At 49.2% G+C, this 13,521-nt stretch carries 12 protein-coding genes and 1 riboswitch; of the genes, 10 read left to right on the top strand and 2 right to left on the bottom strand.

Going from position 1 to position 13,521, the window contains the following annotated elements; translation table 11 throughout:
• Positions 1-111 precede the first annotated feature (111 nt).
• From L5M37_RS07720 to L5M37_RS07675, 10 genes are all read left to right on the top strand, one after another.
• Positions 112-837, top strand: a complete 726-nt coding sequence (locus L5M37_RS07720; RefSeq protein WP_263200006.1) for a histidine phosphatase family protein — start codon at positions 112-114, stop codon at positions 835-837.
• 221 nt (positions 838-1,058) lie between these two features.
• Positions 1,059-1,259: riboswitch (cobalamin riboswitch) on the top strand.
• A 99-nt stretch (positions 1,260-1,358) separates the two neighbouring features.
• Positions 1,359-2,234, top strand: a complete 876-nt coding sequence (locus L5M37_RS07715; protein WP_263200005.1) for an ABC transporter ATP-binding protein — start codon at positions 1,359-1,361, stop codon at positions 2,232-2,234.
• Positions 2,231-3,361 (top strand): FecCD family ABC transporter permease, encoded by a 1,131-nt coding sequence (locus L5M37_RS07710; RefSeq protein WP_219251136.1) that lies wholly within the window; start codon positions 2,231-2,233, stop codon positions 3,359-3,361. The genes L5M37_RS07715 and L5M37_RS07710 overlap by 4 nt, the downstream gene beginning before the upstream one ends.
• 208 nt (positions 3,362-3,569) lie before the next feature.
• Positions 3,570-4,652, top strand: a complete 1,083-nt coding sequence (gene cobT, locus L5M37_RS07705) for a nicotinate-nucleotide--dimethylbenzimidazole phosphoribosyltransferase (protein ID WP_263200002.1) — start codon at positions 3,570-3,572, stop codon at positions 4,650-4,652.
• A 106-nt stretch (positions 4,653-4,758) separates the two neighbouring features.
• On the top strand, positions 4,759-5,547 hold the full coding sequence (locus L5M37_RS07700) for an adenosylcobinamide-GDP ribazoletransferase (protein WP_028759425.1): 789 nt from the start codon (positions 4,759-4,761) through the stop codon (positions 5,545-5,547).
• On the top strand, positions 5,544-6,170 hold the full coding sequence (gene cobU, locus L5M37_RS07695) for a bifunctional adenosylcobinamide kinase/adenosylcobinamide-phosphate guanylyltransferase (protein WP_173496806.1): 627 nt from the start codon (positions 5,544-5,546) through the stop codon (positions 6,168-6,170). Before L5M37_RS07700 ends, cobU begins: the two co-directional genes overlap by 4 nt.
• A 105-nt stretch (positions 6,171-6,275) precedes the next feature.
• Positions 6,276-7,895 carry a cobyric acid synthase gene (locus L5M37_RS07690; protein ID WP_263200000.1) on the top strand — a complete coding sequence of 540 codons (1,620 nt, stop codon included), beginning with the start codon at positions 6,276-6,278 and terminating at the stop codon, positions 7,893-7,895.
• Between the two features lie 59 nt (positions 7,896-7,954).
• Positions 7,955-8,578 carry a cob(I)yrinic acid a,c-diamide adenosyltransferase gene (gene cobO / locus L5M37_RS07685; RefSeq protein ID WP_113941149.1) on the top strand — a complete coding sequence of 208 codons (624 nt, stop codon included), beginning with the start codon at positions 7,955-7,957 and terminating at the stop codon, positions 8,576-8,578.
• A 214-nt stretch (positions 8,579-8,792) separates the two neighbouring features.
• Entirely contained in the window at positions 8,793-9,827 is a 1,035-nt protein-coding gene (locus L5M37_RS07680) for a DUF2235 domain-containing protein (RefSeq protein ID WP_168822678.1), read from the top strand.
• 76 nt (positions 9,828-9,903) lie between these two features.
• Entirely contained in the window at positions 9,904-10,731 is an 828-nt protein-coding gene (locus L5M37_RS07675; RefSeq protein ID WP_173243092.1) for a cobalamin-binding protein, read from the top strand.
• A 62-nt stretch (positions 10,732-10,793) separates the two neighbouring features.
• On the opposite strand, the gene L5M37_RS07670 is transcribed toward L5M37_RS07675, so the two are convergent.
• Complete coding sequence (locus tag L5M37_RS07670) at positions 10,794-12,185, bottom strand: NAD-dependent succinate-semialdehyde dehydrogenase (protein ID WP_263182831.1); 1,392 nt, start codon at positions 12,183-12,185, stop codon at positions 10,794-10,796.
• 217 nt (positions 12,186-12,402) lie between these two features.
• Positions 12,403-13,521, bottom strand: a complete 1,119-nt coding sequence (locus L5M37_RS07665; protein ID WP_263199998.1) for a glycerol dehydrogenase — start codon at positions 13,519-13,521, stop codon at positions 12,403-12,405.

Genomic DNA, 13,521 nt, shown 5'->3' with positions numbered 1-13,521 from the left:
ATTGTCAGGGCAAGATGAAAGTCAAAGGCATTAGGAGCGAGAATCGAGAATCTAGAATTTAGGCCCTCGGCTTGAGTTCCTAGCATCTAGTCCCTAACTAAAAAGGCATATATGAAACAAGTTCGATTGTTATTGTTACGCCACGGTGAGTGCGAAGGCGGCGCCATTTTACGCGGCCGTGTGGATGTGCCTTTGAGTAAAAAGGGTTGGCAACAAATGTCGGCAGCAGTTGAGTCACAGGCCAGCGTGTGTAGCGCGATTTATAGCTCGACTTCACGCCGCTGCGCCGATTTTGCCCACGCTTTCGCCGCCGAGCTGCATTCGACGGCAGCACTGATATCTGAGTCAAGGCCATTGCAGGCGCAGTGTTTGTCGGGTTTACAGGAAATTGATTTTGGTGATTGGGATGGTTGTCGGCTCGATGAACTGTATCAACAAGAGGGCGAACACTTAGCGGCGTATTGGCAAAATCCTTGGCAAACTCCGCCGCCTAATGGTGAAACTATGGCAAGTTTTGAGTCGCGGGTGAATGGGACGATTGACCAGATACTCGCCGCCGAGTTTGAACGATTGACCCTTGACTCACATAAAATGGGTAATGAAAACAGTGCCATTAATGAAACCGCTGACAATATGCCAACCACTCAAGTGTGGGTCGTGAGCCACGGCGGGGTGATCCGTCATTTAATGTCGCGTGCCTTAGGGGTTGAACGGGCGGTGGGGTTTTATAGTCAACTCGATTTACCCGTGGCGGCCGTGGTGAGCGTTAATGTGCTGCAAGATGAACAGGGTGCCTGCTATTGGCGTTTAGATTGGCCGAGTGGGCGCAGGTGTTGAGGCCTTATTTCACGACCTAGGAGTTATGGTTTAGGCGTGATCGTTTGGCGAGAATAAGCTGACATGAAAATATTCTGATTTAAACAGCATTGCCTAATGGGATAGATGTAGGATAATGCTTTTCCCTGACGTTTGAACGAGATAGCGTATTACATGCGCAATGAGTGATAACGTCGCAGAAATAGGTGTTGGGAATAGACTCTCTTTGTTCGAATCGCTCCGTTGTTTTAATTCACAGTGGCGTTGTTAACAAAGAGCATATCAACCCAAACATAATAGGGAATCGGGGAGCTGCTCGTCAGTCAGCCCGAACTGTGCCCGCAACTGTGAGTAGTTTAAAGAAGCACCTAGATTCTAGATTCTAGAGCCTAGCTCCTTCTTTTCTACAAGTCAGGAGACCTGCCTATTTCTGTTATCGCTGCGTGCAGCCTTAGTTCTCGAGCGGGTGACTCGAGGGAGCAGATGACAATGTGCACAACCTTTTTTTATACAGGTTTGGACTCGATAGGAGCGCCGCTTAGGTGAAACTTTCCGCAATCCAAACTAACAGCCCCGTGAATGACACTAACCCGTCATTGAGCCCGTCAGTCGCGCTCAATGTGAGCCAGTTGAGCTGGTGTATCGATGGCAAAACCATACTTTCCGATATTAACTTTACGCTGCCAACGGGGCAGATGCTGGGGCTGATTGGCCCTAACGGTGCGGGCAAGTCTAGCTTGTTGCGCTGTTTGTATCGGTTTGTTCGCCCGACTCAGGGCAAAATTACCCTTTTTGATCAAGATATTGAGCGCTTGTCACCCAAGGCGTTTGCCTGTCGCGTTGCCGTAGTGCAGCAGGATACACCGCACTATTTTGACCTCACCACAGAGCAATTGGTCAGCATGGGCTTAACGCCCCACAAGGGTATGTTCGATACCAATTCGAGCTGTGATATTGAGCGTATTGCTAAGGCTTTAGAGAAAGTCGGCTTGAGCCATAAGATGCACCAACAATATGAGCACTTATCTGGCGGTGAAAAGCAACGCGCCTTGATTGCCCGCGCCATAGTGCAGCAGCCGCAGCTTTTAATCCTCGATGAGCCAACGAACCACCTCGATGTGCGCTATCAAATTCAAATCCTCGAATTGGTGCGTAGCCTTGGCATCAGCGTGATTGCCTCTATTCATGATCTTAATTTAGCCAGTGCCCTGTGCGACAGTTTGCTGTTGATCCATAACGGGGAAGTCAGCGCTATGGGGACGCCAACCGAAGTATTAACCGAGGCGCGAATTGGCGATGTGTTTGGCGTGTGTGCTCAGGTATCGCCCCATCCACAACATAAAAAGCCCTTAATCAGCTATTTTTATGGTTATCACCATGTAGATAATGGCCTGAATGAGCGAGGCGAGGGCGGATGACTCTGGGGAGTAAAAAATATTTCATCTCATATTTGGGGCGTATCGTGACACCGTTGACGAGACAACAACTGATGCTGCTCGTATTAGGTATCATCACTTTGATAACGCCTATTGCCGCGACGAGTTTTGGTGCGGCGAACATCAGTTTTACGGATGTTATTCAAGTATTTATCAATAAAGCGACGAACCTCACTCAAGCCAATGGCATGACTGAGCGCATTGTGATGGAGCTCAGGTTGCCGCGCATTTTACTGGCTTTTGTGGCGGGAGCGGGTTTGTCACTGGCGGGCAGTGTGTTGCAAACCGTGACTCGCAATCCGCTCGCCGATCCCTATTTGTTTGGCATTAGCTCTGGCGCGTCCTTTGGCGCTGTGGTGATGTTGACCTTATTCACTGGCTCTGGATTTTTTGATAATGCGGGCATGGCGGCACATTCTGGGCTTTTTAGCGGTTCGGGTGCCTTGTCTGGATTACTTTGGTTTAGCTTGCCCTTGGGCGCTTTTATTGGCGCGAGTTTGTCGGTGCTAATAGTGCTTGCCTTGTCTGGGCTTGGGCTTAATAGCCAAGTGGAGCGCATGTTGCTCTCTGGTGTGGCGACCTCCTTTATGTTCGGCGCATTAACGAGTCTGCTGCTGTATTTCGCTAGTCCGCAGGCGACAGCCTCTGTGCTGTTTTGGAGTTTAGGCAGTTTCGCTAAGGCCAGTTGGTCCTTGTTAGTACTGCCGACACTGGTGATTGGTGCGAGTTTATTCATTATTTTAGGCATGAAACGGCAGATCATGGCGTTGCAGGCGGGGGATGAAACGGCGCATACCTTAGGGGTGAATGTGCCTAAGCTGCGGCTCAATATGTTGCTGCTCTGCTCCTTGATTACCGCTATTTTGGTGGCTACCTGTGGCGGTATCGGTTTTGTCGGGTTAATGATCCCCCATACAGTACGCATGCTGTTTCCCGGTCGTCAGCCGATTTTATTAACGGCGCTGGTGGGCGGCTTATTTATGGTGTGGATTGATGTATTAGCGCGCTGTTTATTGGGTAATCAAGAGTTGCCCGTGGGCATTATCACGGCCGCCATAGGTAGTATGTTCTTTTTGCTGATTTTGCGTAAGCGTAGGGTCATGCCGTAAATACAAGGTCATGCCGTAGGCACCTAGTCAGGACGTAAACCCAGAGTTAAGTCGTCATCCTAGAGTCATGTCGTAAGTGCAGGCTGGCGGGATAATCAGTATTTCTGTTGATATCCCACCCGCGATTGGAAATGCACAATTGGACATGTTCGTCATAGACGCGGGATGCGTTGTGGTTATTTAATGTAGATTACAAAGTGGAGTGTGGATGTCTCAGTCAGCCGTGTCTTTTCAAATAAGCCCTGTGAGTAAAGCGCAGGATCTGGTGATTCTGCAGAAAATTGATCTTAAGACTAAGCCGCCCGGTGCCTTAGGTCAGCTCGAATCCTTAGCCTTGCAGATTGCCCGCGTGCAAGCGACTGATTTGCAACAAACGGAGCAGCCACAAACGGATGTGCTCAAAATAGTCCATCCAACCATGTTAGTGTTTGCGGGGGATCATGGCATTGCCGCAGAAGGTGTGTCGATTGCCCCTAGCGAAGTGACTCACCAAATGGTGCAAAACTTTGCCCATGGCGGCGCGGCGATTAACGTTTTTTGTCGGCAGGTGGGCTTTAAGCTCGAAGTGATCGATTGCGGTATTTTAACGCCAGTTGAAGGGGTTGAAGGCATTATTGAACAACGTCTTGGTGCTGGAACGGGTGCAATCCATTTAGAGCCAGCAATGGCGCTTGAAACCGTCGATAAAGGCTTTGCTATGGCGCGCGATTTGATTGAACGTCACCATCAAGCGGGTTGTAACTTAGTCGCCTTTGGCGAAATGGGCATAGGCAATACCTCCTCTGCTGCGGCCATTATGGCGGCGATTATGCAGCTGGATGTGATTGATTGTGTCGGCCGTGGTACGGGCATTAATAGCGAAACCTTAGAACGTAAATTGATGCTGATTGAGCTCGCGTTATTGCTGCATCAAAGCGCCTTAACTGGGCCTAAGTCAGTGTTAGCTTGCCTAGGAGGCTTTGAAATTGTGCAGATGACGGGGGCTATGTTAGCTGCCGCTGAACGTAAAATGCTGGTGGTCGTGGACGGTTTTATCGCGACAGCGGCGGCATTAGTCGCGGTGCAAATCGCCCCCAATGTGCGTGATTATTTGATTTTTGCCCATCAATCCGATGAGCAAGGTCATCTGCGAATGTTAGAATTTTTGCAGGCTAAACCTTTATTATCCCTAGGGCTGAGATTAGGCGAAGGTACGGGTGCGGCGTTGGCATTGCCGCTTATTCAAGCCTCAGTAAATTTTTACAATCAAATGGCGAGTTTTAGTGATGCGGGGATTGAGGCTGTTGTATGATGTGCTCTGCTAAGTCGCTTATTTTACTTATTTAAAATAATAGCTTTTTAGCCAACCGTTTTAATTTTAAACCTTGCAGCAAGTGTGAATTCACTAAGGATGCTTTATGTCAGAACGCGAAAGCTGGCACAAAGAGATAGATTTATTTTTAGTTGCCATGGGCTATTTTACCCGCATTCCTATGCCTAAGTGGGTCGAAGTCGATAGCGATAAGTTGAATAAGGCCAGCCGTTATTTCGGTCTCGTCGGTCTTCTGGTCGGCTTGTTAAGCGCCATAGTGTTTTGGCTGACGCAGAACTGGCTCCCCGCCGGCGTTTCTGTTCTTTTAGCTATGTTGGTTGGTGTCTTGCTCACGGGCGGATTCCATGAGGATGGCCTCGCCGATACCTTCGACGGTTTTGGCGGGGGTTGGACGGCTGAAGACAAGCTGCGGATCATGAAAGACTCGCGCCTTGGCAGTTATGGCGCACTGGCGCTGATGTTGGCCTTGCTGCTGAAATGGCAGTTGCTAGTCGAGTTGGCCCTGTACGATCCTGTCGTGGCGGGTTCAGCACTTATCGTCGCGCATACTGTGAGCCGTGTGGTATCAGCCAGTATCATCTTTAGTGAAAAATATGTCCGCGATGACGAGACCAGTAAGTCTAAGCCGCTATCGCAACATCAAGGCATTAATGAGCTGCTTATCCTGATCGCCAGCGGCGTATTAGTGCTGTTATTCCTCAAGGGGTTAGCGGCATTGTCATTGCTATTGGTGATGATAGGACTGCGCCGTTTGATCATAGTGATTTTTAGACGCCAGATTGGCGGTTACACGGGTGATACCTTAGGCGCGGCGCAGCAAATATCTGAAATCGTGTGTTATTTTGTATTGCTCGTTGTGGGTAACATACTGTGATCCACCTCGTCCTAGGCGGCGCCCGTAGCGGTAAGAGCCGCTACGGCGAAGCCTTAGTGCGTCAGTACACTGCGCTCGGCTTCGATGCCTGCTATGTGGCGACGGCGCAGGCGCTAGATGATGAAATGGCGACACGTATCGCCAAGCATCAAGCGGGACGATCGGACGATGGTATCGAATGGCAATTGTTTGAAGAGTCGCTCGCCCTCACTGCACTGCTAAAACGGTTAGCAAAACCTGGGCGAGTGATTTTAGTAGACTGTTTAACCCTTTGGCTAACGAATCAATTACTTGCATCGAACGTTAACATCGATGATGAACCCGCGCCGACTGAGTGGAATGCGACTGACTTTGCCGTTTCCACCTTTGGCAATTCAACCTCTGACGATAAAGCTTATGCGAGTTGGCAGGCCGAGAAAACCGCTTTTGTGGATTCCCTTGTCGAGCTTGAGGGAGTGGTGATTTTGATCAGTAACGAAGTCGGTTCTGGCATAGTGCCCTTAGGTGAGTTGAGCCGACAATTTGTCGATGAAGCAGGCTGGTTAAATCAAGCCGTGGCGACCTTAGCGGACAATGTCACCTTAGTGGTCGCCGGTTTACCCTTAGCATTGAAACCACTTTAGACTTTGGGCTCAGTCCACGTTTTAAGCTTAAGTTGCATACTTAAGTGATTTTTAGACTGAGCTGTTATGTTAATGACTGCAAACTAGAATAAGCCTTTTAAACCTATGTCCTCTCCAAACACAGACAACACAGCCTGTGCTAATGCACTCGATACCGCTGACACACCTGTAGTTAATACGCTTGCGGTTAATTCACCTCGGCGCGCGGCAGTCTTGATGGTGCAGGGCACTACATCGGATGCGGGCAAGAGCACCTTAGTCGCAGGCATTTGTCGTTTGCTCGCTCGTCAGGGGATTAAGGTTGCGCCCTTTAAGCCGCAAAATATGGCGCTCAATAGCGCTGTCACTATTGATGGCGGCGAGATTGGCCGCGCACAGGCCTTGCAAGCCGTGGCCTGTTATCTTGAGCCCCATACCGATTTTAATCCCATACTGCTTAAACCAAGCTCGGACACGGGCGCGCAAATTATCGTTCATGGCAAAGCCCTGACAACACTCGAAGCCTCGGCCTTTTTTGGGCCTAAATCTAAGGATTATAAGGCAATGGCGCTTGGCGCTGTGCTGGAATCCTTCGAGCGATTGACGGCCCAGTATCAAACCATAGTGGTGGAAGGCGCGGGTAGTCCAGCGGAGATCAATCTGCGTGAAGGTGATATTGCCAACATGGGATTTGCCGAAGCTGTGGATTGCCCTGTGATTATCATTGCCGATATCGATAAAGGTGGCGTATTTGCCCATTTGGTCGGGACCTTGGCCTTGTTATCAGAATCCGAACAGGCGCGGGTAAAGGGCTTTGTGATCAACCGTTTCCGTGGTGATATTAGCCTGTTGCAATCAGGGCTCGATTGGCTTGAAGCTTATACTCAAAAACCTGTTTTAGGCGTGTTGCCTTATCTGCATGATTTACATCTCGATGCCGAAGATGCGCTGATAAGCTCGCCGACTAAAGGTGCTAACAGCCGCTTAAAAGTGCGGGTATTAGTGTACCCAAGGATCAGTAATCACACGGATTTTGATCCGCTGCGGCTAAATCCCGATATCGATTTTGACTATGTATCATTACAAACTCAAGCCGCGAGTCACGCCACTCATTTGCCCGCTGCCGATGTATTGATCTTACCCGGCAGTAAGAATGTGCGCGCCGATTTGGCCTTTTTACGCCAGCAAGGTTGGGATAAAGATATTGCCACTCACCTGCGTTACGGCGGCAAAGTGCTCGGCATTTGCGGCGGCTATCAAATGTTAGGCCAAAGCATTGCCGATCCCTTAGGCATTGAAGACAGTGCGGGTGATACCGCTGGACTTGGCTACCTGCCGCTGAGCACAGAACTCAAAGCCGAAAAACAGTTACGACGAGTGAGCGGTGAGCTAACGTTACTTGGGCAAAAGGTTGCTGTGAAGGGCTATGAAATCCACTGCGGTGAATCAAGCTATCTTATCCCTAGGCTTGAACAAACGAATACGCCCTTGCAGTTAATCCCTGAATCCACATCTGTGAGCTTTGCCGATGGCCTGCAAAGTGATGACGGGCAAATCCTTGGTACTTATTTACATGGGCTGTTTGATAGTCCAGATGCGTGTCAGTTGATTTTGCGCTGGGCGGGATTAAACGATGCTAAGGCGATAGATATCAATCAAATACGTGAGCAGCAACTCGATCGTTTAGCCGATGTGTTAGCCGAGCATTTAGACATGCAAAAATTACAGCCAATTTTAGAAGCATAAGTTTTAGAAACATAAGTTTTAAAAGCAGACATTTTTAGCAGCAGAGTGAAGAGAAGACCATGACAGCACAGAACGACAACGAACAAGCGCAAATCAAGGCCGAACGCCACAAGGCTCGCCAACAGAAAGTGAAAGCCGGTGTGGATGCTAAAATTGCCGCCGCCCAAGAAGAAAAGGGTATTCTGCTGGTATTAACCGGTAACGGCAAAGGCAAATCGACCTCAGGTTTTGGCACTGTTGCCCGCGCCGTCGGTCACGGTAAAAAAGCCGCGGTAGTGCAATTTATCAAAGGCACCTGGGAGTGCGGTGAGCGCAATTTACTCGAAGGTGCAGGGGTTGAGTTTCATGTAATGGGCACAGGTTTTACCTGGGAAACCCAAGATAAAGAAAAAGATACCGCCGCCGCTGTACTCGCTTGGGAAGCCGCCGAAAAGCTGCTGCAAGATGAGAGCATAGATTGCGTGATGCTCGATGAACTCACCTATATGGTGAGCTATCACTATTTAGATGTGGAACGCGTGCTCAGCGCACTTAAAAATCGTCCACCCATGCAGCATGTGATCATCACGGGCCGCGCTTGCCACCGTGCCATCATCGAGCTTGCAGATACGGTCAGCGAAGTGCAGCCGATTAAACACGCATTCGAAGCGGGTATCAAGGCACAGCAAGGTTTTGATTACTAATCGAACCTTAAATGTCGGCGCATAAGTGACGCAGCATTGTTGGTTGCAATGTTAAGTAAGACGCGCGAATGGCTTTAGCACAGGCATAAAATGCGCTAAGTTTGAGGACGAGTAACTGCCTATTAGTGACTAGCAACTAGCGACAATTTGTTGTTAGCGACTATGGGTTAGCCTCTAGCCGTTCAGTGTTCAAAGCGTTCTCAAGGATGATCCTATGAATAAGCGTATCGTGATTTGTGCCGATGGGACTTGGAATCGGCCCGAGAAAGATCTTAAGGTCGATTTCCCAACCAATGTGCTGCGCCTCGCGCGTGCTATCAGCCCGATAGCGGCTGATGGTAAACCCCAGCAGGTATTTTATGATTGGGGCGTGGGTTCCTATTACGATCAAGCCATTGGCGGTGCGACAGGGCGCGGTTTACATAAAAACATCATGGATGGGTATCGCTATATAGTGCAAAACTATTCCCCTGGCGATGAGATTTATCTCTTTGGCTTTAGCCGCGGTGCTTACACTGTGCGTTGCTTGTGTGGCTTGATTAATAACTGCGGCATACTTAAACGTCCCGATGCGGCGTTGATTCAACAAGCTTTCGACCACTATAAAAAAAGCAGTGCACCCTTTGCGCCTGATGGTGAAAAATCCCTCGAATTTAGAGCGAGATACAGTCATGAATCTCGGGAAATCAAGTTTGTTGGCGTGTGGGATACCGTGGGTGCTATGGGGATCCCTATCTCGTTTTTAGGCTTGTTCGAAGATAAAGACGAGTTTTACGACACTAAAATTGGCCGCAATGTGCGCGTTGCTCGTCATGCCTTAGCCATAGATGAACACCGTAGTGATTTTGAGCCGACCATTTGGCAACTACGCGACAATATGGACATGCAGCAAGTGTGGTTTGCGGGTGCCCATAGCAATATTGGCGGCAGTTATAAACCCGATAAAGACGGTTCATTGTTGTCGGATATTGCACTGTTGTGGATGATATCCGAGGCGCAGAAATTTAATTTAAGTCTAGAGCCACACTTAGCCGCGAGTGTGCATCCAAATCCGCTCGCGACCTTACATGACTCGAGACGCAGTTTTTATCGGATAAAACAGGAATATTTGCGACCACTCGACCCTGAGCAAGTCCCAGTACTTTTGCATCATTCGGTGAAGACCCGCTGGGATCAAGATCCTCAGTATCGCCCGAAGAATCTACAAACTTATATCGAACACTATGGCTGGCCAGAGCAGCTAGTTTAACTCTATAACCCCAAGTGACCTGAAGCTACTACGCCTGCATCTTCAGGCGGTTTGGGGATAAATACTAAGGCATATCATGATTAAGCGACACTTAGCTGGACTCGTTTTTGGGCTCAGTCTGTTTCTCCCTCATAGCGTATTGGCGCAGCCCGCTAAACGCATTATTGCGCTCTCGCCCCATGCGGTGGAAATGCTTTACGCCATAGGTGCGGGCGATACGATTGTGGCCGCAACCGATTATGCGGATTATCCCGAGGCGGCAAAAAATATCCCGCGTATTGGGGGTTACTACGGCATTCAAATGGAGCGGGTGATGGAGCTTAATCCCGATCTGATTGTGGTGTGGGATTCGGGTAATAAAGCCGAAGATATCAACCAGCTTAGGACGTTAGGATTTAACCTTTATGGTAGCGATCCTAAAACCTTAGAAGGCGTCGCCAAGGAGCTTGAAGAGTTAGGCCAACTTACGGGGCATGTTGAAGAAGCAAGCAAGGCTGCGGCCGCTTATCGCGCTGAGCTTATCCGATTGCGGGTTGAAAATGCTAAAAAATCAGAGCCTAAAGTGTTTTATCAACTCTGGTCGACACCTTTGATGACAGTCTCTAAAAACAGTTGGATCCAACAGATCATCAGTGTGTGCCATGGCCAAAATGTGTTTTACGATGCCGCCAGTGATTATCCGCAAGTCAGTTTAGAAAACGTCTTGCTGACCTTGCCCGAGGTGATTTTGCAAAGTGAAGAAGAAGGTAATGTGAAAGGGGTTGATTGGCGCCAATGGCCAGAAATTCCTGCTGTGAAGAAACAGCATATTTATCAACTCAATGCCGATTTATTACATCGCGCGACGCCCAGAGCTTTACTTGGCGTTCAAGCCTTATGTGATGCCTTGGATAAAGCACGTTAAATAAAACGCCTGACAGATTATTCCGTCAGGCGTTTAGTCAGATGTTGCTATTTTCTAAGCGTTTAGAAAGGCGCGTTGATGTCGACCACATTAATCAGTTTGTGGTTTACAAACTCTTTCAATCCTAAATCAATCAACTCGCGGCCATAACCTGAGCGGCGCACGCCACCAAAGGGTAAGTCGGCCTTGACCATAGTTGGATGATTGACAAACATCATGCCTGTGGAAACCTGCTTAGCGACCGCCAGCCCGCGTTGGGTGTCGGCGGTAAACACTGAGCCACCCAATCCAAAGGGCGAGTCATTGGCGATGGCAATCGCTGCTTGCTCATCCTTCACTCTGTGGATGCTGGACACTGGGCCAAAGAATTCCCAATAGTAGGCTGGGTTATCTGGCGTCAGGTTTGTCAGTATTGTTGGCTGCACAAAGGCGCCTTGCTGCGGCACTTTTGGCCCCACTTCGGTCGCAGTTGCGCCGTGTTTTACGGCATCACGGATCTTCTGCTTCAACTCATCGGCTGCACCTTGGGAAGACAGCGGTGCCAGCGTAGTGGCCGAGTCCATAGGATCGCCTGCTTTTAGCGCTTCGATCCCCTTGATATAACCCTTCATAAATTCATCGTAAATGGCTTCAACTAAGATCATCCGCTTAGATGATGTACAGACCTGTCCTGCGTTCCAGTGACGGCCAAACACAGCCCAGTCGATAGTCTTAGGCAGATCGGCATCTTCAAGTACGATAAAGGCATCTGCGCCACCCAGTTCTAGGGTGGACTTTTTCAGTGCCTTACCCGCCAGAGCGGCAATGATCGATCCCGCATCTTCTGATCCCGTGAGCGCAACACCATGCACTTTGGGCGAATTGATGATCTTTTCTATCTGCTCTCGGGTGGCATACAGATTTTGGAATGCACCAGAGGGCAGTCCGGCATCGCGCATTAAGCCTTCAAATGCCGCAGCGCACTGGGGCACGTTGGATGCATGTTTGAGTAGTAAGGTATTTCCGGCGGCAAGCTGCGGCGCTAAGATGCGCGCAATTTGGTAGTAGGGAAAGTTCCAAGGTTCGATAGCCAATAATACGCCCAGCGGTTCGTTAACCAGTATTGCTTCACCTTCGGCGGGATCGGCAACCGGCAGTTTTTGCGGTGCCAGCAGTCGCTCGGCATGTTCGGCGTAGTATTCGAAAATTTGCGCCGATAGTTCGACTTCAGCTTCGGCTTCTGCTGTGACCTTGCCCATTTCTAAGGTCAGTAGATTGGCGTATTTCGACTTGTTGTCTCTGAGGATCTTCGCTGCCTTAGACAGTATTGCGGCCTTGTCGGCAAAGGGAGTGGTTCGCCAGCTTAAAAATGCCTGATGGGCGGATTCTATCGCCTGTGTGACTTCGGTATCTGTTGCATTTGGAAATTCTTTAATGAGCTTTCCCGTAAAGGGATTGGTTGTTGCATAAGCCATATGTGCCTCCAAGCGTTTAACAAATAGAGCGTAAATGCCAGCTTTGGCATCGAGGGTGGAAATGTCTTGTTTGTTGTGGACTCCCTTGCCATTGATTATGTGGCAAGGAAGCCTAGGATGAACGGTAAACTCGTGTGGTAGCAGGAACTATTTCAGTAGTATTAATCAATAAAATCAGATAGTTGATACCTACTGAGTACACGTCATATTGTTACGGTTAACAAGCTTCTGCTGTTTTATAGCGTTCAGCCATGGCATTGGCGGCTATCATGGCTTGATAGACATCATCTGCGGTTAATTTCATCGGCATATTGCCCATAGTATCGCCCTCAGCACAGGCTATCTCAGCCACTTTGCGCCACTCGGCCTCGATAAAGGTTTTCAGCCCTAAATCTGCGAGTGTGAGCGGCAGTCCTGCCGTTTTGATGATGCGGATAACGTTATCGATTTCGGCTTTTGGGGCATTTTCGAGCACGAGCTGAGTTAGCAGCCCAAAGACGACTTTCTCGCCGTGCTGAGCTTTATGTAACTCAGCCACCGCTGACATACCATTGTTTACGGCATGGGCGGCGGCTAACCCGCCCGCTTCTGCACCAACACCACTGAGATAGATGGTGGCTTCAATGGTTTGCTCTAGCGCAGGTGTGACTATTTTGTTTTTAACGGCGTCCATAGCAGCTTCAACATTTTCAGTTAGTAACTGATAACAAAGTTGGGCCAATCCCAGCCCTGTGCGGGAAGGCTTTTTCAGGACTAGGTTGACGCCATCTGATTGATAGCAGGCACGAGCTTCAAAATAGGTTGCCAGTGCATCGCCTATGCCTGCCGCAAAAAATCGGGCCGGAGCCGCGGCGATAATAGCAGTGTCGGCAACGACAGCATCTGGGTTCTGTGGCAGAAACAGATAGCGTTCAAACTCACCTGTTTCGGAGTAGATCACTGCAAGTGCAGTACAAGGCGCATCGGTTGAAGCAATTGTGGGGTACAAGATGACAGGCCGTTTTTGATAGAAAGCGACGGCTTTGGCGGCATCTAAGGTTTTTCCACCGCCAACTCCAACAATAACGTTGGTATGATGCTGTTCTGCTAGCGCGCCTAAGCGCTTTATCTCGGCTTCGCTGCACTCATAGTTGAATTTTTCGAGGTGGCTGCTGATCCCATTTTGATCTAGCCCAGCGACCGCTTCATTCTTCACGCGGCTGAGGATAAATTCATCGCAGATGATAAAAGCATTGTCACCAAAGTCCTTAATATAATCATGCATTTGAGCTAATAGGCCCTTGCCGATAATGAATTTTTTAGGGGAAGTGACGGTACGTGGAACGACAGTGCTCAT

This window comes from Shewanella sp. SM69 (assembly GCF_025653985.1).
GTDB classification, from domain to species: domain Bacteria; phylum Pseudomonadota; class Gammaproteobacteria; order Enterobacterales; family Shewanellaceae; genus Shewanella; species Shewanella oncorhynchi.
Note: the sequence above shows the minus strand (reverse complement) of the source record. Positions and strands in the feature narration are given on the sequence as shown.

Bases quoted from the DNA above. Each gene is read 5' to 3' on its own strand.
- L5M37_RS07720 (WP_263200006.1), top strand. From the start codon at position 112: ATGAAACAAGTTCGATTGTTATTGTTACGCCACGGTGAGTGCGAAGGC.
- L5M37_RS07710 (WP_219251136.1), top strand. From the start codon at position 2,231: ATGACTCTGGGGAGTAAAAAATATTTCATCTCATATTTGGGGCGTATC.
- cobT (WP_263200002.1), top strand. From the start codon at position 3,570: ATGTCTCAGTCAGCCGTGTCTTTTCAAATAAGCCCTGTGAGTAAAGCG.
- L5M37_RS07700 (WP_028759425.1), top strand. From the start codon at position 4,759: ATGTCAGAACGCGAAAGCTGGCACAAAGAGATAGATTTATTTTTAGTT.
- L5M37_RS07690 (WP_263200000.1), top strand. From the start codon at position 6,276: ATGTCCTCTCCAAACACAGACAACACAGCCTGTGCTAATGCACTCGAT.
- cobO (WP_113941149.1), top strand. From the start codon at position 7,955: ATGACAGCACAGAACGACAACGAACAAGCGCAAATCAAGGCCGAACGC.
- L5M37_RS07680 (WP_168822678.1), top strand. From the start codon at position 8,793: ATGAATAAGCGTATCGTGATTTGTGCCGATGGGACTTGGAATCGGCCC.
- L5M37_RS07675 (WP_173243092.1), top strand. From the start codon at position 9,904: ATGATTAAGCGACACTTAGCTGGACTCGTTTTTGGGCTCAGTCTGTTT.
- L5M37_RS07670 (WP_263182831.1), bottom strand. From the start codon at position 12,185: ATGGCTTATGCAACAACCAATCCCTTTACGGGAAAGCTCATTAAAGAA.
- L5M37_RS07665 (WP_263199998.1), bottom strand. From the start codon at position 13,521: ATGAGCACTGTCGTTCCACGTACCGTCACTTCCCCTAAAAAATTCATT.